This is a genomic window from Acetobacter zythi (assembly GCF_963921165.1).
Lineage (GTDB): Bacteria > Pseudomonadota > Alphaproteobacteria > Acetobacterales > Acetobacteraceae > Acetobacter.
Genome location: NZ_CAWUEO010000001.1, coordinates 518648 through 545133, shown reverse-complemented (window position 1 = coordinate 545133; position 26486 = coordinate 518648). Strand labels below are relative to the sequence as shown.

Sequence of the window (26486 nt, the reverse complement as noted above, 5' to 3'; positions counted from 1 at the left end):
CCTTCGTTTGCGCAGCGTTCGTGTCAGGCGCTTGTTTTGAGCACATCCCGCACGGCTGCAAAGGCCGCATCTGCTGCGGCCCCATCGGGGCCACCAGCCTGCGCCATGTCGGGGCGTCCACCGCCACCTTTGCCGCCCATGGCAACACTGGCCGCCTTGACCAGCGCGACCGCGTTCACCTTTTCGGTCAGAGCGGGGGCAACGGCTGCCACAACGCTGCCTTTACCGTCAGCGCAGGAAATGAGGACCACCACATCGGCCTCGCCCTGCTTGAGAATGGTTTCCGCCAGACCTTTAAGCTCACGGGCGGGCGTTTCGCCCACATTGCGTGTGGCCAAGCGGGCGGCGCCTACTTTTTCCACTCCTGCTGCTGCAACACTGCCTGTGGCCATCTGGCGTTGCAGGTTGGCAATCTGGCGTTCCATGGCGCGGCGTTCTTCCAGCAGGGTTGCCAGTCGTTCGGGCGCGTCGGCCACGCTTACCTTCATCATGCTGGCAAGCTGGAGCAGTCTCTGCTCGTTTGTTGCGGTCAGAGATTCGGCCGCTTTGCCTGCCACGGCTTCAATACGCCGGACACCGGCGGAAACACCGTTTTCGGCCACAATGCGGAACTGCCCGATATCCCCCGTGCGGCTGACATGCGTGCCGCCACACAGTTCCATGGACCAAGCTCCCTTGCCATCTTCGGCCGGCCCCATAGCCACCACGCGGACCTCATCGCCGTATTTTTCGCCAAACAGGGCGGTCGCCCCTTCAGCAATGGCTTCCTCCGGGGTCATGGACCGGGTGGTTACGGCGGCATTCTGGCGGATGCGATGGTTCACTTCCGCCTCAATATCGGCCAGTTCTTCCGCAGTAATCGGGCGGGGCTGGCTAACGTCAAAGCGCAGGCGGTCCGGGGTGTTCAGGCTGCCCTTCTGCGCCACATGCGCGCCAAGGCGGCGGCGCATGGCCTCGTGCAGCAGGTGGGTTGCGGAGTGGTGGGCGCGAATGGCCGAGCGGCGGTCATGGTCAACCGTGGCGGTGACCGCCATGCCGGGTTTGAGTGTGCCCTCGGTTACCGTGCCATAATGCACGATCAGGTCGCCCGCTTTTTTCTGCGTATCGCGGATTGCGATTTTTAGCCCTTTGGCGCTGAGAAAACCCGTATCGCCCGCCTGACCGCCACTTTCGCCATAAAATGGGGTCTGGTTGAGCAGCACGGCCACTTCCTGCCCAAGTGTTGCTTCTGGCAGGAATGCATTGCCCGCAATAAGGGCCAGAACCTCGGCATCGGCCTGTTCGGTGGAATAGCCAAGGAACTCGGATGCGCCAAATTTGTCACGCGCTTCAAACCAGATGGTCTCAACCGCGGTATCGCCCGAGCCTGTCCATGCCGCGCGGGCGCGCTGGCGCTGGATGGCCATTGCCTCATCAAAGCCTTTGACGTCCACATCATGGCCGCTGCCACGCAGAGCGTCCTGTGTCAGGTCCAGCGGAAAGCCGAACGTGTCGTACAGGCGGAAGGCCACATCGCCGGGGAGTGGCGCGCCAGAGGCCAGTTTGCTTTTTTCGTCGTCCAGCAGGTGCAGGCCACGGTCGAGCATGGCTTTGAAGCGTTCTTCCTCACCGCGCATGGTTTCACGGATCAGGGCTTCCCCATGCACCAGTTCGGGGTAGGCTGTGCCCATCTGCTGGATGAGGGCGGGGAGCAGTTTGTAAAAAACCGGGTCCGTGGTGCCCATCATGTGCAAATGGCGCATGGCGCGGCGCATGATCCGGCGCAGCACGTATCCGCGCCCATCCTTGGCAGGCAGAACGCCATCGGCAATCAGGAAGGCCGTGGACCGCAGGTGGTCCGCCACAACGCGGTGGCTGGCCTTGAACGGTCCATCCACGGCCTGATGGGTCAGATCCGATGATGCGTTAATGAGCGAGACAAACGTGTCCGTATCGTAGTTGTCGCGCTTGCCCTGCATAATGGCGGCAAAGCGCTCCAGCCCCAAGCCCGTATCAATGGACGGACGAGGCAGGGGGGAGCGTGTGCCCGGCGGGTCTTCGAAATACTGCATGAACACAAGGTTCCAGATTTCGACAAACCGGTCGCCATCTTCATCGGGGGAGCCGGGGGGGCCGCCGGGGACATCGGGGCCATGGTCATAAAAAATTTCGGAGCACGGGCCGCACGGGCCGGTATCGCCCATCCGCCAGAAATTGTCTGAGGTGGGAATGCGAATAATGCGGCTGTCATCCAGCCCGGCAATGGAGCGCCACAGACCGGCGGCCTCTTCATCCTCGGCATAGACGGTAACAAGCAGTTTGTCCTTGGGGAGGCCAAAACCCTTGGTCATCAGGGTCCATGCCAGTTCTATGGCCTGTGGTTTGAAGTAGTCTCCGAAGGAAAAATTCCCCATCATTTCAAAGAACGTATGGTGCCGGGCCGTGTAACCGACATTATCCAGATCATTGTGTTTGCCGCCTGCACGGACCACTTTCTGGGCCGTTGTCGCGCGCGTGTAGGGGCGTGTTTCCTGCCCTGTAAACACGTTTTTGAACTGGACCATGCCTGCGTTGGTAAACAGCAAGGTGGGGTCATTGCTCGGCACGAGTGACGAGGAGGGGACGATCTGGTGGCCCTTGCTGGCAAAATAGTCCAGAAAAGCGGTGCGGATTTCATTTGTTGTCAGCATGGCGTGAGGCAGCAAAGTCCTGAAACTGGTTGGGCGCGTAATACCTTCCCGCATAGGGCAGAATGATGCTCACGGCCGGATGATATGCGCAGTATTCTCTTAAACCTTGGGGCAAATGTAGCGCACCCTGTGCTTCTCTGAAAGAGGGCAGGATTATGGCTCGGCATTGTGTGTGTGATCGATGGCCGGGATTTCCACGGTCATTTCGGCAAGTTCAAGTGCCGATGTGGGTGGTTTTTCGCGGAAAACTATTTTCTGGCTCAGGTTAAAGTTGGCCACCAATCCGGCAAAACTGCCGAAGGCCAGAGCCAGTACCGGATGCTGGATACAAAGCGGAAAAGCATAAAACAGCGTGTAGACCGTGCCACGGTTCAGAAGAAAACCCAGACTATTGGCCGAAAGGAATCGTAGCCATTGCAGGACCGGGTGGCCATGGTGGCCCACGCCCCGGAATGTCCACAGGCTATTCAGAATCCAGTTGAGTGTTGCTGCAATAAAATAGGCAGCCAGCGTTGCTGCCGTTAATCCGATTAAAGGACGCAAAGCGTAAACGGAACTTGTGTCCCATATAAAACCAAGGCTGCCGACAACGCAGAATTTCAAAAAGCGTAGCAGACGTGGGGACGGTCTGAATGGAAGAACGAGGCGCATACGATGCAGAAGTCAGAAAAATATGATCAGGGCAAGCTATAAAAAAATGAAGGTGCCCAGCAGCGCCGCCATGCCTGATTTTAGAATAAGGCTGGAGAGGGGGGCTGAAACAGGATGCGCCCGGAATATTCTGGTTTTGTCGTTAGCTCTGGTGTTGAAACGGGAGATCGCACCCGATTGTGAGTGTTGCTGACTGCAATGTGGCGCGGCGTCATTGGAGCCGTCAGGCTTTTTGTGCTCTGAGCAGGGCGAATGGCAGATTCTGTTGAATGTGCGCGTGTAATTTGGTGTGTGCACCCAGAGCGAAGCCATGAGGTTGGTCGGATAAACCACTCTGAACAGAACAGATGAGTGTTGGCTCAGGTGTAGAAACAATAATGTTTGGACTCATCAAACATATACGCTGGTCGCAATGGGCATCTCGGTCTGTACTGGTTTTGTAAGCATTGGCGCTATTGGCACGAGGGTATGGGGGATGTGACCACCAGTCTGCCCCCTGTATTGCAAATGCTGATTATGCTTTGAAAAAGCAGCGTTTATTAATTTTATAGGTCTGGTTGCGGGCTTTACCCCCTCATGCTGTCAGTAGTGGTTGAGGTGAGAGGATGGAAACCTAAACACACACTGTTCTTGCAAGCGAACAGTATAGGGGAGGGGGAAAAGGCTTACTCTCGTTGCGTGGTGATGGAGCATTGGGCACAAAAAAAGAGGCACCCGCTAAGGTGCCTCCCTTTTTTTGTTCCGAAGTAACCCGGAGCAGACCGATTAGTGGAGGATAATTTCCACGCGGCGGTTCTGCGGTTCGCGGGTGTTCGGGCCGGTCGGGACCAGCGGATGGGCTTCACCATAACCATGGATGTCAATGGCGGAAGCCGGAACGCCGTCATGAACCAGCTCAGCCTTTACGCTTTCAGCACGATGCAGGGACAGGCCCAGATTGTACTTTTCGCCGCGCGGGCCGGGGTGTGCTGCGGAGTTATCGGTGTAACCGTTAACTTCGATGCGGGTGGTCTGCACGTGGGTGGAAGCCTGAGCAGCTTCAGCCACGATCTGACGTGCACGTGCGCTCAGGACAGATTTGTCCCAATCGAAGAACACGAGGTAGGAGCGTGCGGGCAGCGGTGCCGGAGCGGCAACGATCGGAGCAGCCGGCGGCGGGGGCGGCGGAGCCGTGTCGAACGCATAACGCAGGCCAACCATGAACAGGTGGTTGAAGCGATGGTCAACGCTGGTCTGGTTTGTGGGCACAGAAGTGTCCGCGAACTGGCCGTTACGGAAGGAACCCGGCTGACCGATCATGCGGTACTGCGCGGTCACCTGGAAGCCAGGGATACCCGTGTCAAACGCTGCACCAACAATAGCCTGATAAGCGAAGCCACCTTTTGTGCCGCGGTAGCCATAACCCGGTGAAGAACCGAAGCTATGATGTTCCTGCGTCCACAGGTAACCAGCACCAGCACCGATGAACGGTGTTACGGGCACATTGTTGATGCCGAACTTCGTCAGGTCGAAGTCGTACAGGGCGTTAACAAAACCGCCGTAGGACGAATCCTTACCTTTGTTGCGGCCATAGGCGCCCGAGTTACCGCTCAGGTTGGAACGCAGGTAGGTGCCTTCCACTTCAGCGCGCAGACCGTTGCCAAAACCCCAGCCAACAGAACCGTAACCGGCCCAGCCGCTTTTGTGGCCGACTTTGTTGCTGTCGTGACTGCCGTCATCGTATTTGGTTTTGAACGTCTGAGTTTGAGTCAGGTCGTAGCCGCCGCCAAGGTCGACATACGGACCGGTGATGGTGGTGGCAGATGCGGCCGCCGGAGCCGCTGCCATCAGGGTTGTTACGAGTAACGCCGTGCGGAGACGCATTTTTTGCCCTCAATATTTCATCTAGGTGATGATGTTCTACCAATTACTGGCGTAACTGACCACCCAATGCACCAAAAATTCGTATAAAGTGGTTACCACCCATTCGGGAATGGCGACCTCCCATACTCTTGTCGACTAAAAGACACAGCAGTGCTTTCGTTGCAACAGATCATTTTGCAGCATGAACATGAACTGGCTGCATGCAGCGTTGTAGTTGCTTCGATTACTGTATCCATTAGCTCTGCAATGCAGATCTGAGGCATGCTCTCGCGCCAGAATAAGGCGGAATTAAGACTGGGTTGCAAATTTGCAACGCTCTTAAAATAAAGCGCATGCCTCTGATTCTGTTAGCCCCGCGCGCCATCGGCAATCAGTATTTCCCTGACTGCATCTGCAGGAACATCCTGTGTGGTAAAGGCACGACCGATTCCGTGGGTCAGAACAAATGACAGACGCCCGTCCTGCATTTTTTTGTCACGCTGCATGTGGGCCATCAGGTCGTCCACGGCAAAGGTCTGGGGCAGGTCCCGAATATGCGCTGGCATGTTCAGGTTTTCCAGATGTTGGGTCACGCGGATTTGATCTTCCGTTGGGCAAAGCCCCAGCCTGGCCGAAAGCGCAAAGGCCAGATGCAACCCGATGGACACGGCCTCGCCATGCAAAAGGCGGCCATCGTAGCCAAGCTCGGCCTCCAGCGCGTGGCCAAAGGTGTGGCCAAGGTTGAGCAGGGCGCGCCCGTTGCTTTTTTGCTCCTCGCGCTCATCCTCCGCCACAACGCGGGCCTTGAAGGCGCAGGCCTGCCGTACGGCTTCGGCCAGTGCCTCGGGTTCCTGATCCAGAACGGCGGCTCCGTGTTTTTCACACCAGTTAAAAAGAGCGGGGTCGCCGATCAGGCCGGACTTCACAATTTCTGCATAACCCGCGACCAGCTCGCGCCGGGGGAGGGTGCTGAGCGTTGTAACGTCTGCCAGCACGCACAGGGGCTGATGGAACGCGCCCAGCAGATTTTTGCCCCAGCGTGTGTTGATGCCGGTTTTGCCACCCACGGAGGAATCGACTTGCGAGAGCAAGGTGGTGGGGATTTGCACAAATGGTAGCCCGCGCAGGGTTGTGGCGGCCACAAACCCGGCAAGATCCCCCACGACTCCTCCACCAAGGGCAATAATGGTTGTGCGCCGCTCCACGCCCTGTTCCAGAATCGCGTCTGTCAGATGTTGGTAGACGGTCAGGCACTTGCTCTGCTCGCCCGGCGTTACGCGTAGGCTACGGGTGCGTACGCCTGTTTCGTGCAGCGAATCTTCCAGCTTTTGCAGGTAGAGCGGGGCCACGTTGCTGTCGGTAATAATAATAGCGTTTTTCTGGGGGAGCACAGGCGCAAGCAACCCACCCGCACGGCTGATCAGGTCCGTGCCGATCACCACATCATACGACGCTCTGGACAGGGAGACGGGCAGCCGTAGCGGACGGCGGGACAGGGCTAGTGCTTCCATAACGCGGGTTGTGGTGTGTTCCACGTTGTTGTCTCCACAATCGACAATAATCTCGGCCTCGGCATAGACCGGGTGGCGGATGGTCATCAGCCGGTCCAGCACATCTCTGGGGGATGCGGTGTTAAGCAGTGGGCGGTGCGTGCGCCCGGCAACGCGGCGGAGCAGAACCGGCAGCGGGCAGCGCAACCAGACCGAAACCGCCTGCCTGCGCACCAGTGCGCGAGTCTGGGCATCCATGAACGCGCCACCCCCTGTGGCCAGCACCATGGGTGGGCCTTCAAGCAGGCGGCGAATCACCCGGCGTTCACCATCGCGGAACGCGCTTTCGCCATAAAGCTGGAACACATCGGCAATGGAGCAGCCTGCGGCCCGTTCGATCTCAATATCGGCATCAACAAACGGCAGGCCGAGTCTGGCGGCAAGGTGGCGACCAACGGTTGTTTTGCCAGCACCCATAAGGCCGACCAGCACAATGCTGCGCCCCGATGTCATGCCGTTGTTGCACGGGTTGCGGACAATCCGCTCCAGATCAAGCGGGATGGGCGGCGGGTCCGTGGTTGGGGAGGGGGAGGAGATACGTGATGACATGAAGCCTAGCTTAACATAGAGCAGAAAGAACACACCTATATCTGTTGTTAGGGGAGCCTGCCTGTATGAGCCGTATGGTTCTGATCGCTTTTGCCGTTGTTGTTCTTGGTGCGCTTGGGGGCTTTGCCGCTCTGGGGGTTGCCGGTCGGCCACCTGTGCAGCAGCCCGTCCACCATGACCTGCCGTTTGCGGCCGAAGCGGTGGCTACAACGCCGTCTGTTGCCGTGCCTCCGGCTCCGGCGGTGCCTGTTGTAACGCCCGTTGTGCCTGCGGCCCCAGCCCAGCTTAACATTGCCCCCACGGATACGGCTCCCGCTCACCAGTGAGTAACGCGGAAGGCTGCGTGGAGCTGTTTTTGGAAATGCAGGCGGCCGAGCGTGCGGCCGCGCCGAATACCCTGCTGGCCTATCAGGCCGACCTCGACTCCTGCGCGCAAAGTCTGGTGGGGGCAGGGCAGACCCTGCGCGCAGCAACTGCTGAAGGGTTGCGTGGCTGGCTGGCGGATTTGTCCGCGCAGGGGCAGTCACGGCGGACTGTTGCGCGCCGCCTGTCGTGCATCAAGCAGTTCTATCTGTTTTTGCTGCGCGAAGGACTGCGGACGGACAACCCGGCAGAGCACCTCGATTCCCCCCGTGCGGAGCAGGCTTTGCCGCATTTTTTATCCGAATCGGAAGTGCTTGCCCTGCTGGATGCCTGCGTAGAGCCTGAGGGAGCCTCCGCCGCCAAAAAACGCCGCGCGCTGGTGGGGCTGGCGGCGCTGGAGCTGCTGTATGCATCGGGGCTGCGTATTTCTGAACTGCTGGGGCTGCCACGGCAGGCATTGGCGGGGGACCAGCGTATGCTCAGTGTGCGCGGCAAAGGGGGGAGGGAGCGGCTTGTTCCCCTCTCCGATAGCGCACGGCAGGCCGCACAGGCGCTGGTTGCGGCCGATGCCGGGCTGAACAGCCCCTATCTTTTTCCCGGCAGAGACCCCCAGCGCCCCATGACCCGGCAGGCTTTTGACCGGATATTGCATGATGTGGCGCAAAAAGCCGGGCTGGAGCCTGCGCGTCTGTCGCCCCATGTGCTGCGCCACTCTTTTGCGACCCATTTGCTTGCGCATGGGGCGGACCTGCGCGCGCTGCAAATGCTGCTGGGCCATGCGGATATCGCCACAACCCAGATTTATACCCATGTACAAACCGAGAGGTTGCGGCAGGTTGTGGCTGAGCATCACCCTCTTTCGGCCTCCAAAAACGCTGGTTTGGGTGATTGAGGGGCAAAAAGCGCGCCCAGAACACATTTGGATGCACGAAGTGACTTGGCTTTAAGCGCCATTGTGCTATCGGCTTTGCTCATGCGTCAGTTCCTGGATTTTGAAAAGCCCGTCGCCGAACTTGAGAACAAGATCGACGAGCTGCGGCAGATGACCGACCCCGAAGGGGTCAATATAGAAGAAGAAACGGCCCGCCTTTCTGATAAGGCGGAAAAGCACCTGCGCACGATCTACGCCAAGCTTACACCTTGGCAGAAAGTGCAGGTGGCCCGTCATGCCCAGCGTCCGCACACGCAGGACTATATTGGTCGGCTCATAACGGATTTTACGCCGTTGGCGGGCGACCGGCTGTTTGGGGATGACAAGGCCATTATTGGTGGCATTGGCCGTTTTGATGGCATGCCCGTGGTCGTGATCGGGACCGAGCGCGGCTCGGACCTGGAAACACGGCTCCAGCACAATTTTGGCATGGCCCGGCCAGAAGGCTACCGTAAGGCCCAGCGCCTGATGAAGATGGCTGGCCAGTTCAAGCTGCCGATTCTCACATTTATCGACACTGCAGGCGCCTGGCCCGGTATTGATGCGGAACAGCGTGGGCAGGCCGAAGCCATTGCCCGCTCCATTGCCACGTGTTTTGATGCCCCCGTCCCCCTGATCGCCACTGTTATTGGCGAAGGTGGTTCTGGCGGTGCAGTCGCGCTGGGGGCAGGGGACCGTGTTCTTATGCTCGAACACGCCATTTACTCCGTGATCTCGCCCGAGGCCTGCGCCTCCATTTTGTGGCGCGACCCCAAGCAGGCCAGCACTGCGGCGGAAACCCTGCGCCTGACGGCACAGGATCTCAAACGCCTTGGTCTGATTGATCAGATCATTCCCGAACCCGTGGGTGGCGCCCAGCGTGACCCGGCTGCTGCCATGGATGCGGTGCGCACTGTGCTGGGGGGGATGCTCAAGGACCTGCTGCCGCTGGCCCCTGAGAAGCTTAAAGAACTACGCCGCGAGAAATTTTTGGCTATGGGGCGCGAAGCCCTGCACTGACCCGTCCTGAACGGCCAGCCAGTTATGGCTGGCCCAAGCGGATCAGGCAGGCGGTTCACCCTCCACGGGTGCGCCGCCTTTTGCATTCAGCAGGTCATAAATGGCCTGTGCGGCCTCGTTCACACGTTGAATGTCCTGACCTTTGGCCACAAGTGCTACACCATGGCGCTCCCCTTCGCGGTGGAAGGGGTAGGAGCCAAGGTCCAGATCTGCAAAGCGGTCCTGAATCGCCTCCAGCCCATCGGCCAGTGCGCCCTCTCCCAGTAATGTCGTGTGCCATGTGCGCGAAAAAACGGGCGCGCCCTTTTGCAGGGTTGGGGCCAGTTCCTCAAACATGGCGCGCATAATGCGCGGCACTCCGGCCAGAACATGCACATTGCCAAGGCTAAAACCCGGAGCAATGGATACGGGGTTGGCAATGGGGGTTGCCCCTCTGGGCAGCTTGGCCATGCGCTGGCGGGCGGCATTAAAGTTTTCCGGCCCAAAGCGTTCTTGCAGCACAGCAAAGGTGGGGGGGTGAATCTCCCACGGCACACCAAAGGCTTCGGCCACGCAGGGGGATGTTATGTCATCATGCGTTGGGCCAATGCCGCCGGTTGTGAACACCTCGTCAAAACGGGCGCGCAGGTCTGTTACGGTGTTGATGATGGTGGACCGGATATCGGGGATCACGCGGATTTCGACCAGCGGAATGCCCAGTTCCCCCAAACGGAGTGCTAGAAACTGGATGTTGTCGTCCCGTGTGCGGCCAGAAAGGATTTCGTTACCAATAAGGATGAGTGCGGAAGTGCGGCGCATGACTCGGGTCTGACCTTTTGTTCTGGGCTTCTTGAATGAGTGTGAAGGATGGAGCGGAGTGTTTGCGGGGTCAATGGCCGTAAAAATTACACTCCAAAGGGTGCCCTGCGCGTTTTTGCATTGACCGGGTGCCGTGCAATTCATAGCTTCCCGCGCATGTCAGATAGCCAAACAGCATCCGCTTCCGATCTCCCGCGCGCGTGGCCTTTTGAAGAGGCGCGTAAACTGGCCGATCATGTTGCAACACGTAGCAGCACTGGCGCCGATGAGCGCCCGGCTCTGCTGGAAACCGGGTATGGACCTTCGGGTCTGCCCCATATTGGCACCTTTGGTGAGGTTGCGCGCACATCCTGGGTGCGTCAGGCCTACACAGCCCTGACGGGCCGCCCCTCGCGCCTGCTGGCTTTTTCGGACGATATGGACGCCCTGCGCAAGGTGCCCGACAACGTGCCCCAGCGCGAAATGCTACAAAAATACATTGGTCAGCCGCTCTCCCGCGTGCCAGACCCGTTTGGTACCCACGAGTCGTTTGCAGCCCATAACAACGCCCGGTTGTGCGCGTTCCTTGATAGCTTCGGGTTTGAATACGAATTTGCGTCTTCCACCCAGTATTACACCTATGGCCGGTTCGATGCGGCGTTGCGGCGCGTGCTGGAAGTGCACGACCAGATTCTGGCTGTTATCCTGCCCACGCTGGGGCCGGACCGCCGTGCGACCTATTCCCCCGTTCTGCCGCTGCACCCCCGCACGGGGGAGGTCATGCAGGTTAAAATGGACGCGATTGACGCCGCCGCGGGCACCGTGCGCTGGACGGACCCTGCAACGGGTGAGGTGTTTGAAACACCGGTCACTGGTGGTCATGCCAAAATGCAGTGGAAGGCCGACTGGGCCATGCGCTGGTACGCGCTGGGCGTTGATTACGAAATGTCGGGCAAAGACCTGATCGATAGCGTGCGTCTGTCTGGCCGAATCTGCAAGATTCTGGGCGGCACACCGCCTGCGGGTCTGACATACGAACTGTTTTTGGATGAACAGGGGCAAAAAATCTCCAAATCCAAGGGCAATGGCCTGTCGGTGGAGGAGTGGCTGCGTTATGCTCCGCCCGAAAGTCTGGGCCAGTTTATGTTCAACCAGCCGCAGCGCGCCAAGCGGCTGTATTTTGATGTGATTCCCAAAACGGCGGATGACTACCTGACGCATGCGGACAAGGCACGCGCCCTTCAGGCGGAAAACCCGGCGGGGCATGATGTGCGGGCAAACCCGGCATGGTTCATCCATAAAGGCACCGTGCCAGAGGATGCAGGTAGCCCTGTGCCGTTTGGCATGTTGCTCAATCTGGCCAGTGTTGCCAATGCGGACACGCCAGAAGTGTTGTGGGGCTTTATCCGCCGTTACGATGCGGCGGTTTCGCCACAAACACACCCCATGCTGGCGGAACTGGTCAAACACGCAATCGCCTATTACGCGGACTTTGTGCGTCCGGCCAAAACCTTCCGTGCGCCAACGGACAAGGAGCGCGCAGCACTGGTCGATCTGGCTGAAACCCTGAGGGGTTTTGAAGGCGAGGCGGCCGATGCTTCCACCTTACAGAATCTTGTGTTCGAAATTGGTAAGCGCCATGCGTTCGAGCCACTCAGAAGCTGGTTTGGCTGCCTGTACGAAGTGCTTCTGGGGCAAAAGGAAGGGCCGCGTTTTGGCGGGTTTGTCGCGCTATATGGTGTGCCCGAGACCATTGCCCTGATTGACGCCGCCCTCCTGCGAGATACGCAGGTTTAAGCAGGGTATGGCAGCAGATGACGCAGACGACCCAGCCCCCCAACCAGCAGCCTGACCTCCACGCGGGGGAGAAGGGGTGGAAAAAAAGGCTGAGGCATCTGCCCCATCTGGTCGGGCTGCTGCTGATGGTGGCCGCCATTATTGTGGTGGAGCATGAGGTGCGACACCTGAAAATGGCGGACATTCGGCAGGCCATGGAGGCTATTCCCGCCTTCCAGTTGTGGGCTGCTGTTGGGTGTACGCTGCTTTCGTACTTCATTCTGTCTTTTTACGACCGGCTGGCCGCCATTCAGGTCGGATATGGGCAACTGCCGTTCCGCAGGGCGGCGTTTGCGGCTTTTTGCTCCTATGTGCTGTCACATAATCTGGGATTTTCGGCGGTATCGGGCGCTGCGGTCCGGTATCGGCTGTACCGCAACTGGGGCGTTAACGCCTTTGCCATTACCCAGATTATTGCTTTTTGCTCCGCGACCTACCTGCTGGGGGCTGCGGTCCTTATTGGTGCGGTTCTTATTCTGGAGCCTTCTGTGCTCCCCGGTATTGGCAACCGTGTGCCGCAGGTGGTGCTGGCCTGTATTGGCGGGGTGCTGTGGCTGGCGGTGGCCGGGTATATCGGGCTGGGCTTCTGGCTGCGTGAATTCCGGTTCCGTAAATGGGTGGTCGCCCTGCCATCGCCCCGCATGGCCATTATGCAGACCGTGGTGGCTACGGCGGAAGTTGCGGCTACGGCCAGCATAGCTTTTGTGTTGCTGCCCAAAGGGTGCGGGGTGGATTTTGGGTCTTTTCTGGCCATTTACATTGCATCCTACACAGCGGGGCTGGTTGCCAGTGTGCCCGGTGGGCTGGGGGTGTTTGATGGCGCCATGCTGCTGGCTCTGGGGCCGTATATGCCCGCCCCCCAGATTTTGGGCATGGTGCTGATCTTCCGGCTTTTTTACTACATTATCCCTCTCTTTATCGCGGGGATTATGTTTGCAGGGCATGAGCTTTTTCTGCGTGGCGATGCAGCCCTTGCCGAAAAGAAAAACCGCAACCGTGGGGCAGATGCGCAGGTTGTCCGGCGTAGGCCCAGTCAGGTTGTGCGTGAGAGCGAAGCCGCGTTTTCTGTTGGCGTGGCAACGGGCACTGTCTCGATATGTGGGGTGTTGCTGCTCTGCCTTGTGCTGATGGAGCCTGTTCCCAAGTTTTCCATGCTGCCGGACACGTTTGCAGGGCTGGTGCATGTGGGGGGTAATTATCTGCTCTCACTCATGGGGGTGGCGCTTATCGGTCTGGCCATTGGTCTTTCCCAGCGGGTTACGCTGGCGTGGCGTGGCGCTCTGGGGCTTTTGCTTGTGGCAACGGTCATGACCTTCCTGCGCGGGAATACAATTTTTGTGCCCTTTATGCTGGGGCTGTCCGCGTTGTTTATTGCGCCGTTCCGTAACTGCTACTACCGGCGCGCCAAATTGCTGAGTGAGCCTCTCTCGCTCTCCAATCTGTTGTGCCTGCTGCTGTTTTCTGGGTGCATTATTGCGCTGGCCACGCGCAACGCGGGGGCGGGGAGCTGGTGGCAGCTTATGTTGGCCTCGCCCGCACATGGGGCTGTCCGCTGGACCGTGGCCCTTGCTGTGCTGCTGGCGCTGGTTGTGCTGGCCCGGCTGATGTGGCCTGCCCGCATTCCCATCCAGTCATGGACGGAGGATATGGCCGAGCACTATAAAACGCTCAGACATGCCCTGCCCGATATTGCGGATATGAAGCCTGAAGGCTTTGTGGAAGGGGAGGCAGGCGATGCGGTCATTCCCTTTATCTCCCGCAAAAACATGCTGATCGGGCTTGGCGACCCCGCGGGCGAGGAAGATGACAGTATTTCGGCCATCTGGCGTTTGCGCGATCTGGCCTTGCAGCAGGGGCTACGGCTGGCCTTCTGGCAGGTAGGGGACAGTTTTGTCCGCATTTACAACGATATTGGGCTGAACGTGTGGCCGCTGGAAGATGGCAGCAATACCAACCTGTGCTACCCGCCGGGGGATATTGCTCTGGTATCGCGTTTTGTAAAAACCTATAAAGACAACAAGGACGTACCAAGCGTTCCCCTGTAATCGGCGTTTGCGCGCGCAGCCGTTTATTCTGTTGGAGTTCTGGGCGGGGTTATGGCGGTTCATCTACCCGAGATTCTGCTAAGCGGCAGTATGGTCAGAACTGGGATTTCTTCCTTTCTACTGGCCTTTCCGGCCCTGTTTTCCATTGTTAATCCGTTTGGGGCTGCTCTTATTTTTGCGCAGGCTTCTGCTGGTCGTTCCCAGCGGGAGATTATGGCGCTTGCACGGCTGGTCTCTTTTTATTCCTTTATGCTGGTCATTGTCTCGTTATGGCTGGGCGGGATCGTGCTGGCGTTTTTTGGCGTCACCGTTAACGCTCTGCGCGTGGCGGGCGGTCTGGTTGTGGCTGTGCGGGCATGGAACCTGTTGCAAAGCCCTGAAAGTGTGGAAGCACAGAAGGAAAAGCAGGCCCTGCAGGGTGGGCGCACGGTTATGTCTCCCAACTGGGCGGATTCCGCGTTTTTTCCACTGGCCATGCCGTTTACCGTGGGGCCGGGCACCATTGCGGTGGCTATTGCTCTGGGGTCTGGTTGCCCATCGGGTCATTCCTTTTGGGCGTATTCGGCGGGCACAACTTTTGCCGCTGTTTGTGTGGTGCTGATTGTGTGGGCCGCTTATTCCAGTTCGGAAAAACTGGTGTCCATGCTGGGGGTAACCGGCACGCGTATTGTTAGCCGCATGGCGGCACTGGTTCTGCTGTGCATTGGCGTGCAGATTTTGGCCGCAGGCGTGCAGGGTTTTGCAATGGATATGTGGCATAACCTGCTCAAGGACATGCCACACCCTGCCAAAAATACCTGAGAGGGTGTGGAAGGGCGGTGTGGTGCTTTATTCAGGCACCAGTTCGCTGACCGTAGCCTCAAACGCACCAAGGGCGGTTTTTAGCCGGTCAAGCTGGTGCTGTGCCTGCGTGGCAAACCCATAAGGGGGTTTGATGACCAGAAGCCCCGCGCCATTGAGCGCATCGGGGTTATGGGGTGGGCGCATCAGTAATTCAGCAACCAGTACATTACGGTGTCCGGCCTGCTCCACGCTGGTGTGGAACTGGCGCACCGGTGTTCTGTGTTTGATGGGGTACCATACCGCAATCATGCCGGCGGCAAAGCGGGTGCGAATGGTGTGCAGGGCTTCGGCAAGCCGATCAAATTCGCCCGGTTCTTCAAACGGAGGGTCGATCAGCACAAGGCCGCGTTTTGCGGTTTTGGGCGGCAGTAGAGCGCGCAGGCTTTCATATGCATCGCGCTCGTGCACGCTTATGTTGGTCTGGCCTGCAAACAGGCGGTAAAGTGCCCGTTTATCAACGGGGTGTTTTTCGCAGCAGATCAACTGGTCCTGCGGACGCAGCATAAGCGATGCAAGCAGTGGCGAGCCGGGGTAAAAGCGTGGCCCACCGGCCTTGCGCACCAATTCCAGCCATGGCGATAGGGGGCTGTCCGGGGTTTCTGCCCACAGCTTGCCAATGCCACTTTGATATTCGCCGGTTTTTTCCGCCTCTGGGCTTTCAAGGTCATAGCGGCCAATGCCCGCATGGGTGTCCAGCACCAGAAAAGGCGAGTCCTTGCGCAAAAAATGCTGGAGCAGGCTCACCAGCAGGGTGTGTTTCATGCAATCGGCAAAATTGCCGGCGTGGTAGATGTGGCGGTAGTTCATGCGGGGGTCTGACTGGGTTCAAAGCGTTGGGCCATGTCTTCCAATGGCCAGCGCGGGCGTGGGCGCAGGGTGGTGTTGTTGGGGGCGGGCAGGCCGCGTTCGGCACTTTCGCGCCATGTTTCAAGCGCTGCCCAGCCGACCATAACGGCGTTATCCGTGCAGAGTTTGAGTGGGGGGGCTGCAAAGCGCAGGCCACGGCGTTGGGCCACGTCCTCCAGCCGGGCGCGCAAGGTGGTATTGGCGGCAACACCACCCGCAGCGACCAGTAGGCGGGCCTGTGGCATCATGTCCAGTGCGTGGTTTATGCGGTCGGCCACCACATCGGCTACCGCCTGCTGGAAGGATGCTGCAAGGTCGGCTGCAAACTGGTGAGGGAGCGGGTCCTGACCGTAGGGGGCCAGCTTTTGCGCAATGGCGGTTTTAAGCCCGGAGAATGAGAAGTCACACCCCTGCCGGTGCAGCAGAGGGCGGGGCAGGGCAATGGCGTCTGGCTTGCCTTCGCGCGCCAGTTTTTCCAACGCCGGGCCGCCGGGCCAGCCAAGGCCGAGCATTTTTGCAACCTTGTCAAACGCCTCGCCCGCCGCGTCATCTATGGTGCCGCCGAGCTTGCGGTAATGGCCCACGCCTTCCACCGCAATGCACTGGCAATGCCCGCCCGAGACCAGCAACAACAGGTAGGGGAAGGGGGCGCCACCGGGCACAATACCGGGCAGCCGGGCGGTCAGGGCGTGGGCTTCCACATGGTTGACCGCAACAAACGGAACATTCAGCGCCAGAGCCAGCCCCTTGGCAAAGCTTGTGCCAACAATAAGCCCACCGATCAGCCCCGGTCCGGTGCTTGCGGCAATAAAGGCAAGGTCCGTGGTGGCCAGCCCTGCATCGGCCAGTGTGGCCTCCACCAGAGCGGGCAGGAGGGCCAGATGCGCGCGGGCGGCTATTTCTGGCACCACGCCGCCAAAATCCGCATGCCCATCTTGCGAGACAACGCGTTGGGCAAGGCAGGTCCCATCGGGGGCCAGAATGGCGCAGGCCGTTTCGTCACACGAAGATTCAATGGCCAGAACCGGCCCGGCGGGCTGGTGGGTGGCTAAAAGGTCACTCATGGACGCACCATAAAAAAAGCGGTATTCTTGCACGAATGCAACGGATGGGGAGGGGCGGAATGTTTTTCCGGTCGCGCAAGTTTTTCAGACCAGCCGGGCTTCATCGTATCTTGTCCTTTCTCCATTCCCGGTAATAGACACATCTTATGGATTCAGCCTACCCTTCCTCACCCGTCCTTTCTCCCGCTTTGCAGGAGGTTGCCGCGGAAGCTGCTGCACGCCAAAAAAAGGCGGGCAGTCATTCGGGACGTCATTCCCTGCCTTTGCGCGTGGGCACGCGTGGGTCTCCGCTTGCGTTGGTCCAGACACGCGCCTTCCTGACCACGCTTACGCGCTTTTGCCCCGTATTGCGGGACATGAACGCGTTTCAGGAGCACCAGATTAACACCACGGGTGATCAGGTGCAGAACCGGCGGCTGGCAGAAATTGGCGGTAAGGGGCTGTTTGCAAAGGAAATTCATGAAGCGCTGGCCGACCGGCGGATTGATTTTGCCGTACACAGCCTGAAGGATCTGGAGACCACACTCCCCCCCGGTCTGGTGCTGGCCTGCACGCTCAAGCGTGAAGATGCGCGGGATGCGCTGATCCTTGGCCCCCGTCTGGAACAGTCCGACCCGGATGACCCGTACTCCGCTTTGCCGGAAGGGGCTTTGGTCGGGTGTGCTTCTGTGCGCCGACAGGCGCAGATGCTGCATGTCCGCCCGGACCTCAAGTTCGGCCTGCTGCGCGGTAATGTGCAGACCCGACTCGACAAGCTTGCCGCCCGGCAGTGTGACGCCACCTTGCTGGCGCTGGCTGGTCTGCGCCGCCTTGGCATGGCCGAGCGCGCCAGCATTGTTCTTTCTCCCACCGTTATGGTGCCTGCCGCAGGGCAGGGCATTGTGGGCGTTACGGTGCGTGAGGATGATGTTGAACTGCGCGAACTGCTGGCCGCGATTGAAGATTACGAGGCCCGCGCCGTTGCCACGGCCGAACGCGCCTTGCTGGCGGAACTGGACGGGTCATGCCGTACGCCGATTGGGGGCTATGCCCAGCTTATTCCCGTTGTTGCAGGGGATACGCCCAAACTGCACCTGACCGGCCTTGTTGCGCGCGAGGATGGGTCCTTCCTGCTCAAACGCAGCCTGAGTGGCGCTCCTGAGGATGCCGCACGCCTTGGGCGCGAACTCGGGTGCAGTCTGCGCAAGGACAGCCCTTCCGATATTTTTGAGGAAAACGCGTAAAAATACAGGCAACTGCCCATGCATCCGCCATTGTTGTCGCGTGGCGTCATTATCACCCGGCCGGAACCGGGGTTGGGTGAGACGGCTTCCGCTCTTGCCGGGGCGGGATGGGTGCCTGTTCTGGCGCCAGCTTTGCATGTGCAGGTCTGTTCTGTTGGGCATTTGCCCCAGCGTCCGGCGGCATTGCTGCTGACCAGTGGGCAGGCGGTTGCCGCCGCTGCCAAAAATGTCAGCTTGTCTGTTCCTGTTTTTGCTGTTGGTGAGCGTACCGCGCAAAAGGCGCGCGCCGCAGGCTTTGTTACAGTCTGTAGTGCGGATGGGAACGCGCAAGCACTTGTGCGCCTTGTGGTGGGGCATGGCGCGCCAGAGCAAGGCACTCTGCTGCTTTTTTCCGGTGCCGGGCAGGGGCTGGACCTTGCCGCCAGTCTGCGCAACCACGGCTTTAGCGTTGTAAGGCGTGTGGCGTATCGGGCGGAGGGGGTGGCGGATTTTCCAGCTTCTGTCGAACAGGCGCTCCAGATGGAGCAGGTTGCGGCCATTCTGTTTTTTTCAGCCCGGAGTGCCCAATGCTGGCTGAACTCTGTGCCCAATAAACGCGTGTTGGCGCAGGTTATGGCGTTGCGTGCTGTGGTTATGTCCGATGTTGTGGCGCAGGTCTTGCATCAGGCAGGCTGGCAGGGAGTGGTCACAATGGCCGCCCGACCGGATGCCCCAGCCATGCTGGCAGCCCTTAATGCACTGAACACATAAAAAAACCCGGCGCCATTTTGGAGCCGGGTTTTTTGTAGCAACAGCGCAAGCCTGCTGGGGCTTATGCGTGGCCTGCCGCTTCGGGGAATTCCGCGCGGCGGCCCTGCCACAGAGCCACAAAGTCGATCGGCTGGAGCACAATGGGGGGGAACCCGCCATCACGCGTGACATCGCTGATGATGTTGCGTGCGTAGGGGAAGATCAGGCGCGGCACTTCAACCAGCAGGATCGGTTCAACCAGTTCGGCTGGTGGGTTGGTGAGCGTAACAACCGCAGCATAAACCAGTTCGGTCAGGAATACGGTGCGCCCGGCGGGGCCATTTTCCGTTTCCGGGGCTTCCTTGGCTTCGGCCTTGATGCTCAGAATGACTTCATAAATCATCTGGTCATCCTGCAGGCGGTTGGCCTGCACATCAATGTTCACACCGATCTGGGGCTGGGCACGCAGAGTGGCAAAAATTTCTGCCCCTACAGGTACTTCAAAGGAAAGATCGCGCGTGTACTGGAGGTTAATGGCCAGTGGCAGGGCGGGCGGAACGGACTGGGCAGTATCGGACATTGATGACAGCTTCCTGCTCTCAAACGTATTGGGTTCCCTTAAGGCGGTAGCATGACCTGCGGGGTTAGCCAACACTCCAATCCGGGTGTGCCAGGCCTGCGCGCACCTTGGGGTGGTGGGGAGGGAGGGCGGTGTTTTTAGGGCGAAAGGTGGAGCCAGTCCCCGTTTTCCAGACTTTGACCGCTGAGTTCGAGCAGGAACCACCAGTGCGAAACCACAAGTGTGTGCCCGTGTGGTTTTTTCTGCTGCATCTGTGCGCGGAATCGTTGCGCACGCAGGCTGAGCGCATGGTCGGATTCTGGCTGGGGTGACCACCATGTTTCGGGCAGATCGGCAAAATCAAGGTGTGGCCAGTCCTGCGCCAGAACGGAGGCGGGGGAGCCTATATCGCACGAATAAAGGCCTCTTTCGCGCACAAGGGAGGTAATAACAGGGGTTATGCCCAATGCCTGGGCAATGGGGGTGGCGGTTTGCAAAGCCCGTGTAAAAGGGGACACCAGAATATTGGTAATATCCTTGTGGCGCAGCTCGTCCACCAAAGCGTAGGCATGGTCCTGCCCTTGGGCGGATAAGACGGGGTCCGGCACGGATGGGTCGCGCCCGCTCAGCCCATACAGGCGGTTGAACTCGCTTTCGCAATGACGCAGTATGATCATGGTGGCCTGACTGGTTTTTTGAAACAGGAATGGTCTTTTACAGGGGCGGTTGGGCTGGTATTCATTGTAACCGTGCTCAGTCATGACTATGTGATAACGAGAGCCCGAGGGAAAGTGCGCTTCCCTTCATAATATATAAACCTGCAAACGCTGTGTGCAGGTAGCTTGGTGGACGTTCAACAGATGGATTTTTCTCTCGACCACTTTCCGGTCGATCTGGTTCTTCTGGCTTTGGTAGCCGCTTTTCTGGCTCTGCGCCTGCGCAGTGTTCTGGGTAAGCGCGTTGGCATTCAGCCCCCCACCATGCCTGTTCCCGCCCGTGCGGAGGCTGCTCCGCGTGTGGTGGAGAACAAGGTTGAACCCACAGGCCCCGCTGTTGAGTATGACGTGCCATCGCCCGGTACGCGGGTTGGCCAGTTGCTGGTTGACATTCACCAGCAGGATGCAAGCTTTACCCCCCAGCAGTTTTTAATGAGCGTGCAAACCGTGTTTGCGCAGGTTGTTGGTGCTTATGCGCAGGGTAACCGCGATGTGCTCAAAACCTACCTGACCCCCGCAGTGTATGCCTCATTCGATGCAGCCATAACCGCGCGTGAAGCCGCAGGACAAAAACAGCGGACCGAGATTCAGGCCGTGCGTTCGCTTGCAATTGAGGATGTCCGCCTGACCCAGTTGGACGTGGGGCTTGGCGCTGCGGTTGATGTGCGCATTGTTTCCGACCAGATCAGTCTGGTGGAAGATCAGGCGGGCCAGCCGGTGACCGGCACGGATGCGGTGACCGAATTTTCAGATATGTGGACGCTTGAGCGCCTGCTGGGCGTTGGTGGCAGCGGCTGGCGTCTTGCGGCGGCGCGTAGTGCGTGAGTGCGCACACTTCGGCCGAGGGTTCCCCAACGCCACCAGCACGGGCAAAGCGCTATAAGGTTGGTCGTCAGGACATTGTTCTAGGCGATTGCCTGCGCGCGCTGCGGCGTATGCAGGCGGAAACCGTGGATGTGATTGTCACATCCCCCCCCTATAATATTGGCCTGTCCTACCGGAGTTACCCCGACCGGCGGGAGGAAGACGAGTATCTGGACTGGATGGTGCAGGTTGCGACCCAGTTGCAGCGGGTGCTCAAACCCGATGGCTCGTTTTTTCTCAACATTTCAGGCTCATCCGCCCAGCCCTGGCTGCCGTTTGAACTGGCGGTACGGCTGCGGGACCTGTTTGTGCTGCAAAACCATATTTCCTGGGTCAAATCCATTTCCGTGGGGGAGAATAGCTTCGGCCATTTCAAACCCATGAACAGCCAGCGCTACCTGCACCGGGGGCATGAACATCTTTTCCACTTCACACTGGGGGGAGATGTTCCGCTCGACCGGCTGAGTGCGGGTGTACCCTACAAGGACAAAACCAATATTGCCCGCCGTGGCCACCGTCAGGACCGGCGGTGCCGGGGGGATGCATGGTTTATCCCCTACGAGACCGTGCGCGGACGTGCGGAAAAATTCGACCATCCCGGCACCTTCCCCATAGCCCTGCCAGAGCAGTGCATTCTGCTCCACGGCAAATCCAAAGGTCGGGTGCTGGACCCCTTTATGGGAACAGGAACCACCCTGCTGGCTGCCCAACGCCTTGGATGCAGCGGTATGGGCATGGAAATAGACGCGGAATACGTGGCCATAGCCCGTGCGCGGCTTATGCACGATCTGGTGAACAGTCCTGTAGCCTGATCGGTTTTATCTATTATTACGATAAAAATAATCGCTTTGACATTTTGATGTGCATCAAACACAACAGGTTCAAGAATGAATAAAACGTATAAGAGAAAGAAATAGAACCGGGGGATCGGGGTTTGAAACGTATATTAGTCTCTCTGGCAGGGGTGGGTTTGCTGGCCTATGGTGGTACAGTTGCCTTCTTGCAGCATTACGACCATGTAACAGCAACGGAACTTTTGCCTGCATCACCAACACACAAAGACCCTGTTGCTCTGGCTGCATTTAATGCGCTGAATGAAGCACGTTGCGATTACTGCCACGCAACAGGGCGTGACCTGCCATTTTACTTCCGTCTGCCCATAGCCAACACCATTATGGAGCGTGACCGCAACCAGGGGCTGCGTCATTTCCGTATGGAACCTGTTCTGCATGCGTTTGAACACGGCACGCCGCCTTCGGAAGAAGAACTGTCCCGCATTGAGGAAGTGATTGTGCAGAACCGCATGCCGCCTGCGCAGTACCTGCTGCTGCACTGGCATGCCCATCTGTCCAATGCGGAACGGCAGAGCATTCTGGCCTGGGTGCAGCAGACCCGGCGTAAATACTACGCCAACACGGGTGCGACCGAGGCCTTGGCGGCAGAACCCGTGCGCCCTGTGCCAGAAAGCGTGGAAGTAGACCCCGTAAAGGTGGCGCTGGGTAAAAAGCTGTTCTTTGATAAAAAACTGTCAGGCGACAATACGCTCAACTGCGCAAGCTGCCACGGTCTGGACAAGGGCGGGGTTGATAATCTGGTCACGGCAACCGGTATTGGTGGCCAGAAAGGCCCGATTAACGTCCCCACCGTGTACGATGCGTATTTTAAGGTGGCCCAGTTCTGGAACGCCCGTGCGCCTGACCTTGCAGCACAGGCCGCAGGCCCGGTGATGAACCCGCTGGAAATGGGTTCGCACGACTGGTCCGCAGTGGCCGCCAAACTGGCGACCGACCCGGACTACTCCGGCATGTTCAAAGCGGCCTTTGGCCCGGATGTGCAGGTTGGGGAGCAGACCATTACGCAGGCTATTGCCGAGTTTGAAAAAACCCTGATCACCCCCGACAGCCCGTTTGATGAATACCTCAAGGGCAAGGAGGACGCGATTAGCGCGCAGGCCAAACGTGGTTATGAGCGGTTCAAGGCCATTGGTTGCTCAGGTTGCCATAGCGGTATTGGTGTTGGCGGCGGCGGTTATGAGGTGATGGGGCTGGAGTCCGATTACTTCAAGGACCGTGGCGGCAAGCTGACGGATGCGGATGAAGGTATTTATGCCATCAGCCACAACAAGACGGACGAAAACCGCTTTGTTGTGCCCACCTTGCGCAACATTGCCCTGAGTGCGCCGTACTTCCACGATGGCAGCGTGAAGACACTGGACGAAGCCGTGCGTAAAATGGCGCATTATCAGACCCCCGATACCAACCCCTCCGATCAGGATGTGGCGGATATTGTGGCCTTCCTTCAGAGCCTGACCGGCAAGTATGATGGTCATGTTCTGACGGATATCAAGCAGTAAACAGGGGCATGTGGGGCGGGCATCTTTGCAGGTGCCCGCTTTCTTTGCTTGAACAACGGCTCGCTCGCAGGCGATAAAGCCTGCTGGGCGGGCCGTTTGTGTTTGCGGTTGACCCTGCACGGACCAGATTGGTGAAAACAGAACACGGTGGGTGACAGGGTGGTCAAAAGGCGGCGTCAGTTACAGGAGGCGGAAAAGCAGCTCTGGGCGCTGGTGGTGCGTGATGTAGCCCCCCTGAGCAGCCCAAGCCTTGTACCCCCTGCGGCAGATACGGCATTTGTGGTGGAAGAGCCTGCCATTGCTGCTGCGGTTCCAGCCATTCCGCACAAAAACTATAAAAAAAGCCCGTCCGGGGGCAGGCCCGTAGGTAGCCTGTTATGGACGGAGCGCCCATTGGCGGCTCTGCCGCCAGCTCCCCCCGCCGTAACATTGCGGCCAGCTCCCCCGATTGCGGAAAAAATTGGCCAGCGCCAACCCGGTGTGGATGATTATAGCTGGCGGCGTTTTCATCAGGGGGACATGCGCGTTGAAAAGCGGCTGGACCTGCACGGTATGGTCGCGCAGGAAGCGTTTGTGCGCCTGATGGAGTTTATGGATGTTGCCGCCCACCGTGGCCTGCGCTGCGTGGAAATTATTACCGGTCTGGGAACCGGGCACGAAGGCGGTATTTTGCGGCGCGAACTGCCCCACTGGCTGGAACGGCCAGAAATGCGGTCGCGCATTCTGGGGTTAGCCTACCCGCATATGGGCAATAAGGGGTCTGTCCGGGTTTTACTGCGCAGGCGCAGGCGGTAGGGCCTGCACGGCAGGCAGAGCGCTCCGCCAGCGCGGCAGGTTAAGAGCCAGCCAACGGCGCAGGGCCATGCCTACATTCACATCGGGTGTTGCCATGGCGTAATAGGCAATGCACTTGCTGCCCGAAAGTACGGTCTGGCCATTGGCAAGGGCAATCTGTTGCAGACTGAGTTTGGCAGCGCATGTTTCCGCCGCGTGGCGCCAGCGGGCAACTTTGGCTGGTGGGGTTAGCAAAGGCAGGACAAGGGCCGCTTTAAGGCTGGCGGCAGAGGCAATGGCCTGCCATGCCTGCGGCAGAAAAGCCGGGGTGGATGTTCTGCGTTCACGTAATAAAATGGTTGGAAAAGTGGGGGGCAGTTCCATGTCTGCCGGAGTGGGGCCTTGCTGCGCTGTGGTGTTGAGGAAGAGCGGTATAAACCCCTGTTTGTCCAGCGTGGCCAGCCGGTCCTTGAGTGCTGCGTCCATGGGGAGCTGGATGGCGTCCACCAGTCCACTCGTTAGCGCGGCCATGGCGGCGTCTGGCGTTGCGTAGCCGCTTACCGGCAGGGGGCGCAGGGCCAGCAGGTCAAACGCCAGAAGGGTCGGTAATTCCGGCCCGGTGGGGGTGGAAACCGCAACACGGGTGGTCTTGCTGCTTAAAATAACGCCAAGCGAGCGATGGAGGCTAACATGCCCCACAACCATGCTGGGCTGGCATATTGTGAGCACGGGCGACCAGCGCTGGTAGGCGTAGTGTACGCGGCTATCCCCGGTCATGGCGGCCATAAGGGCTGTGCCGGGGACCAGTAATGTGCTGGAGGCACTGCTCAACTGTTCCTGCGCATCAAACAGGTTTGCACCCGTTACCCCGTCCCAGCCGGTGGTAAAGGTGAGTTCGAACGGGGGTTGGCCCAGTTCCTCGGCCATGTCCGGGGCCAGTCGGCTGGCCCATGCGCCGCACGGGGTTTCCGCACTGCCTGCCACAATCAGCTTTGTTGTCTGGTCGGATGTGGGGGTGGCCGCAGGGCCGACCAGTATGTCATCCGCCGCATGGGCGGTGGCGGTGGTGGCCACACATCCCAGCGCGCCGCTCATAAACAGGCGGCGGGACAGGGCAGGGCCTTGGTGTTGACGCGTCATTGAAGAAGCAGGGATGAGAGTAGACAAACACCAAGAGCCTTCATTGTGGTTATTGCCGCCCCATTCTATGCGAAATTAAAGGCAGAAACACGGCCATTTTATTACGGCCATTTAACTTCTGGGGGCATGCTCATCAGAATGGCTTCCGTATTGCCCCCGGTCTTGAGTCCGAACAGGGTGCCACGGTCGTGCAGCAGGTTGAACTCCACGTAGCGGCCACGGCGCACAAGCTGGGCGTGGCGCTGTTCGGGGGTCCAGGGTTCCATCATACGGCCACGGATAATGCGTGGGTATGCATCGAGAAAAGCAAGTCCGACATCCTTGGTAAAGGCAAAGTCCTCATCGGCGTTGCCGCTGTCCAGCCGGTCATAAAAAATACCGCCAAGGCCGCGTGGTTCGTTGCGATGGGGGAGGTAGAAGTACTTGTCGCACCATGCCTTGAAGCGGGGATAATACTCCGGGTCATGCGCGTTGCAGGCTTGGGCGAAGGCTGCGTGGAAGGTGGCGGCGTCATCCTGCGCTTCCGCACTTTCGGGGAACATGGGCGTAATATCGCCCCCACCACCAAACCAGCCCTGCGTGGTAATGATCATGCGGGTGTTAAAGTGGGCCGCAGGTACCAGCGGGTTGCACATATGCGCAACAAGGCTGATGCCGGTTGCAAAAAAATGCGGGTTTTCGGTTGCACCGGGAATGGACGTTGCAAAATCGGGGGAGAACGTGCCTTCCACGGTGGAGATGTTCACCCCCACTTTTTCAAAAACCCGGCCATGCATCAGGCTCATCACACCGCCACCACCGGGGGTTCCGTCCTCGTTCTGGCGGTTCCAGCTTTTGCGTTCAAAGCGGGCGGGCTGTTCGTGGCCGGGGAGCACCGGGCTGTTCTGGGCGGCGGCGTCAGTTTCAATGGCTTCAAAGGCTGCGCATATCTGGTTACGCAGCGCCTCAAACCATGCGCTGGCCGCGTCCTTGAGCCTGTCGTGCGAGGGAACAGAGGCGGGCTTTGTGGGCGTCATGTATAAAGCTCTTTCCATACTGGTCTGCTGCCCGGCAAGCAGAGAATCGGCTTTGGGCATTTTTTCAAGGGGTGCGCCTTAGGGCCGGTCATTGCAAGATCGCCCGGTTCATCGTTAAACGGGAACCGGAGTTCGCCCACGGTGTGG

Annotated in this window: 23 protein-coding genes; 12 read left to right on the top strand and 11 right to left on the bottom strand. The window is 59.1% G+C overall.

Annotated elements, in window-relative coordinates; genetic code table 11:
• Window positions 1-23 precede the first annotated feature (23 nt).
• The 4 genes from alaS to aroB all read right to left on the bottom strand — a co-directional run bounded on the left by alaS (window position 24) and on the right by aroB (window position 7261).
• Window positions 24-2669, bottom strand: coding sequence for an alanine--tRNA ligase (gene alaS, locus AABE20_RS02635; RefSeq protein WP_338331686.1), 2646 nt, complete (start codon window positions 2667-2669; stop codon window positions 24-26).
• Window positions 2670-2822: 153 nt separating this feature from the next.
• Window positions 2823-3320, bottom strand: a complete 498-nt coding sequence (locus tag AABE20_RS02630; RefSeq protein WP_338331685.1) for a GtrA family protein — start codon at window positions 3318-3320, stop codon at window positions 2823-2825.
• 765 nt (window positions 3321-4085) lie between these two features.
• Window positions 4086-5183 (bottom strand): OmpA family protein, encoded by a 1098-nt coding sequence (locus AABE20_RS02625; RefSeq protein ID WP_338331684.1) that lies wholly within the window; start codon window positions 5181-5183, stop codon window positions 4086-4088.
• Between the two features lie 347 nt (window positions 5184-5530).
• Window positions 5531-7261 (bottom strand): 3-dehydroquinate synthase, encoded by a 1731-nt coding sequence (gene aroB / locus AABE20_RS02620; protein WP_338331683.1) that lies wholly within the window; start codon window positions 7259-7261, stop codon window positions 5531-5533.
• 65 nt (window positions 7262-7326) lie between these two features.
• Between aroB and AABE20_RS02615 the strand changes: the two genes are divergently transcribed.
• From AABE20_RS02615 to AABE20_RS02605, 3 genes are all read left to right on the top strand, one after another.
• Window positions 7327-7587, top strand: coding sequence for a hypothetical protein (locus AABE20_RS02615; protein ID WP_338331682.1), 261 nt, complete (start codon window positions 7327-7329; stop codon window positions 7585-7587).
• Between the two features lie 35 nt (window positions 7588-7622).
• On the top strand, window positions 7623-8516 hold the full coding sequence (locus tag AABE20_RS02610; RefSeq protein ID WP_408740650.1) for a tyrosine recombinase: 894 nt from the start codon (window positions 7623-7625) through the stop codon (window positions 8514-8516).
• 81 nt (window positions 8517-8597) lie between these two features.
• Complete coding sequence (locus tag AABE20_RS02605; protein ID WP_338331680.1) at window positions 8598-9554, top strand: acetyl-CoA carboxylase carboxyltransferase subunit alpha; 957 nt, start codon at window positions 8598-8600, stop codon at window positions 9552-9554.
• A 42-nt stretch (window positions 9555-9596) separates the two neighbouring features.
• Here the strand turns inward: AABE20_RS02605 and AABE20_RS02600 are convergent, their stop codons facing one another.
• A complete protein-coding gene (locus AABE20_RS02600; RefSeq protein ID WP_338331679.1) occupies window positions 9597-10352 on the bottom strand; it encodes a competence/damage-inducible protein A in 756 nt (251 codons plus the stop codon).
• A gap of 156 nt (window positions 10353-10508) precedes the next feature.
• Between AABE20_RS02600 and AABE20_RS02595 the strand changes: the two genes are divergently transcribed.
• Genes AABE20_RS02595 through AABE20_RS02585 form a run of 3 tightly spaced genes read left to right on the top strand, consistent with a single transcriptional unit; the run spans window position 10509 to window position 15013 of the window.
• Window positions 10509-12128: a lysine--tRNA ligase gene (locus tag AABE20_RS02595; RefSeq protein ID WP_338331678.1), complete on the top strand. Its 1620-nt coding sequence runs from the start codon at window positions 10509-10511 to the stop codon at window positions 12126-12128.
• A gap of 17 nt (window positions 12129-12145) precedes the next feature.
• Entirely contained in the window at window positions 12146-14212 is a 2067-nt protein-coding gene (locus tag AABE20_RS02590; protein ID WP_338331677.1) for a lysylphosphatidylglycerol synthase domain-containing protein, read from the top strand.
• A 51-nt stretch (window positions 14213-14263) separates the two neighbouring features.
• Window positions 14264-15013 carry a MarC family protein gene (locus tag AABE20_RS02585; protein WP_338331676.1) on the top strand — a complete coding sequence of 250 codons (750 nt, stop codon included), beginning with the start codon at window positions 14264-14266 and terminating at the stop codon, window positions 15011-15013.
• A gap of 27 nt (window positions 15014-15040) precedes the next feature.
• Here the strand turns inward: AABE20_RS02585 and AABE20_RS02580 are convergent, their stop codons facing one another.
• Both AABE20_RS02580 and tsaD read right to left on the bottom strand, forming a co-directional pair.
• A complete protein-coding gene (locus AABE20_RS02580; protein ID WP_338331675.1) occupies window positions 15041-15862 on the bottom strand; it encodes a 23S rRNA (adenine(2030)-N(6))-methyltransferase RlmJ in 822 nt (273 codons plus the stop codon).
• Complete coding sequence (gene tsaD / locus AABE20_RS02575) at window positions 15859-16965, bottom strand: tRNA (adenosine(37)-N6)-threonylcarbamoyltransferase complex transferase subunit TsaD (protein ID WP_338331674.1); 1107 nt, start codon at window positions 16963-16965, stop codon at window positions 15859-15861. The genes AABE20_RS02580 and tsaD overlap by 4 nt, the downstream gene beginning before the upstream one ends.
• A 146-nt stretch (window positions 16966-17111) precedes the next feature.
• Between tsaD and hemC the strand changes: the two genes are divergently transcribed.
• Both hemC and AABE20_RS02565 read left to right on the top strand, forming a co-directional pair.
• A complete protein-coding gene (gene hemC, locus AABE20_RS02570) occupies window positions 17112-18188 on the top strand; it encodes a hydroxymethylbilane synthase (RefSeq protein ID WP_338331673.1) in 1077 nt (358 codons plus the stop codon).
• Window positions 18189-18206: 18 nt separating this feature from the next.
• Window positions 18207-18938, top strand: coding sequence for a uroporphyrinogen-III synthase (locus tag AABE20_RS02565; protein WP_338331672.1), 732 nt, complete (start codon window positions 18207-18209; stop codon window positions 18936-18938).
• Between the two features lie 61 nt (window positions 18939-18999).
• Here AABE20_RS02565 and secB read toward each other — a convergent pair whose 3' ends face one another.
• On the bottom strand, window positions 19000-19497 hold the full coding sequence (gene secB, locus AABE20_RS02560; protein WP_338331671.1) for a protein-export chaperone SecB: 498 nt from the start codon (window positions 19495-19497) through the stop codon (window positions 19000-19002).
• A 137-nt stretch (window positions 19498-19634) separates the two neighbouring features.
• Complete coding sequence (locus tag AABE20_RS02555) at window positions 19635-20153, bottom strand: histidine phosphatase family protein (protein ID WP_338331670.1); 519 nt, start codon at window positions 20151-20153, stop codon at window positions 19635-19637.
• Between the two features lie 183 nt (window positions 20154-20336).
• Between AABE20_RS02555 and AABE20_RS02550 the strand changes: the two genes are divergently transcribed.
• The 4 genes from AABE20_RS02550 (at window position 20337) to AABE20_RS02535 (ending at window position 24204) form a co-directional block, all read left to right on the top strand.
• Window positions 20337-21017 carry a Tim44/TimA family putative adaptor protein gene (locus AABE20_RS02550; protein WP_338331669.1) on the top strand — a complete coding sequence of 227 codons (681 nt, stop codon included), beginning with the start codon at window positions 20337-20339 and terminating at the stop codon, window positions 21015-21017.
• The gene (locus AABE20_RS02545; RefSeq protein WP_338331668.1) at window positions 21014-21868 is read left to right on the top strand and encodes a DNA-methyltransferase; all 855 of its coding nucleotides are present in this window, start codon (window positions 21014-21016) and stop codon (window positions 21866-21868) included. The genes AABE20_RS02550 and AABE20_RS02545 overlap by 4 nt, the downstream gene beginning before the upstream one ends.
• Before the next feature lie 122 nt (window positions 21869-21990).
• The gene (locus AABE20_RS02540) at window positions 21991-23409 is read left to right on the top strand and encodes a cytochrome-c peroxidase (protein WP_338331667.1); all 1419 of its coding nucleotides are present in this window, start codon (window positions 21991-21993) and stop codon (window positions 23407-23409) included.
• Window positions 23410-23556: 147 nt separating this feature from the next.
• Window positions 23557-24204, top strand: coding sequence for a Smr/MutS family protein (locus AABE20_RS02535; RefSeq protein WP_338331666.1), 648 nt, complete (start codon window positions 23557-23559; stop codon window positions 24202-24204).
• Here AABE20_RS02535 and AABE20_RS02530 read toward each other — a convergent pair.
• Together AABE20_RS02530 and hemF are read right to left on the bottom strand one after the other, a co-directional pair.
• Window positions 24181-25323, bottom strand: coding sequence for a hypothetical protein (locus AABE20_RS02530; RefSeq protein WP_338331665.1), 1143 nt, complete (start codon window positions 25321-25323; stop codon window positions 24181-24183). The two genes, AABE20_RS02535 and AABE20_RS02530, sit on opposite strands and share 24 nt — an antisense overlap.
• A 101-nt stretch (window positions 25324-25424) precedes the next feature.
• Complete coding sequence (gene hemF / locus AABE20_RS02525; protein ID WP_338331664.1) at window positions 25425-26339, bottom strand: oxygen-dependent coproporphyrinogen oxidase; 915 nt, start codon at window positions 26337-26339, stop codon at window positions 25425-25427.
• Window positions 26340-26486: the final 147 nt, after the last annotated feature.

Coding starts and splice junctions, on each gene's coding strand:
- alaS (WP_338331686.1), bottom strand. CDS start 2,669: ATGCTGACAACAAATGAAATCCGCACCGCTTTTCTGGACTATTTTGCC.
- AABE20_RS02630 (WP_338331685.1), bottom strand. CDS start 3,320: ATGCGCCTCGTTCTTCCATTCAGACCGTCCCCACGTCTGCTACGCTTT.
- AABE20_RS02625 (WP_338331684.1), bottom strand. CDS start 5,183: ATGCGTCTCCGCACGGCGTTACTCGTAACAACCCTGATGGCAGCGGCT.
- aroB (WP_338331683.1), bottom strand. CDS start 7,261: ATGTCATCACGTATCTCCTCCCCCTCCCCAACCACGGACCCGCCGCCC.
- AABE20_RS02615 (WP_338331682.1), top strand. CDS start 7,327: ATGAGCCGTATGGTTCTGATCGCTTTTGCCGTTGTTGTTCTTGGTGCG.
- AABE20_RS02610 (WP_408740650.1), top strand. CDS start 7,623: ATGCAGGCGGCCGAGCGTGCGGCCGCGCCGAATACCCTGCTGGCCTAT.
- AABE20_RS02605 (WP_338331680.1), top strand. CDS start 8,598: ATGCGTCAGTTCCTGGATTTTGAAAAGCCCGTCGCCGAACTTGAGAAC.
- AABE20_RS02600 (WP_338331679.1), bottom strand. CDS start 10,352: ATGCGCCGCACTTCCGCACTCATCCTTATTGGTAACGAAATCCTTTCT.
- AABE20_RS02595 (WP_338331678.1), top strand. CDS start 10,509: ATGTCAGATAGCCAAACAGCATCCGCTTCCGATCTCCCGCGCGCGTGG.
- AABE20_RS02590 (WP_338331677.1), top strand. CDS start 12,146: ATGACGCAGACGACCCAGCCCCCCAACCAGCAGCCTGACCTCCACGCG.
- AABE20_RS02585 (WP_338331676.1), top strand. CDS start 14,264: ATGGCGGTTCATCTACCCGAGATTCTGCTAAGCGGCAGTATGGTCAGA.
- AABE20_RS02580 (WP_338331675.1), bottom strand. CDS start 15,862: ATGAACTACCGCCACATCTACCACGCCGGCAATTTTGCCGATTGCATG.
- tsaD (WP_338331674.1), bottom strand. CDS start 16,965: ATGAGTGACCTTTTAGCCACCCACCAGCCCGCCGGGCCGGTTCTGGCC.
- hemC (WP_338331673.1), top strand. CDS start 17,112: ATGGATTCAGCCTACCCTTCCTCACCCGTCCTTTCTCCCGCTTTGCAG.
- AABE20_RS02565 (WP_338331672.1), top strand. CDS start 18,207: ATGCATCCGCCATTGTTGTCGCGTGGCGTCATTATCACCCGGCCGGAA.
- secB (WP_338331671.1), bottom strand. CDS start 19,497: ATGTCCGATACTGCCCAGTCCGTTCCGCCCGCCCTGCCACTGGCCATT.
- AABE20_RS02555 (WP_338331670.1), bottom strand. CDS start 20,153: ATGATCATACTGCGTCATTGCGAAAGCGAGTTCAACCGCCTGTATGGG.
- AABE20_RS02550 (WP_338331669.1), top strand. CDS start 20,337: ATGGATTTTTCTCTCGACCACTTTCCGGTCGATCTGGTTCTTCTGGCT.
- AABE20_RS02530 (WP_338331665.1), bottom strand. CDS start 25,323: ATGACGCGTCAACACCAAGGCCCTGCCCTGTCCCGCCGCCTGTTTATG.
- hemF (WP_338331664.1), bottom strand. CDS start 26,339: ATGACGCCCACAAAGCCCGCCTCTGTTCCCTCGCACGACAGGCTCAAG.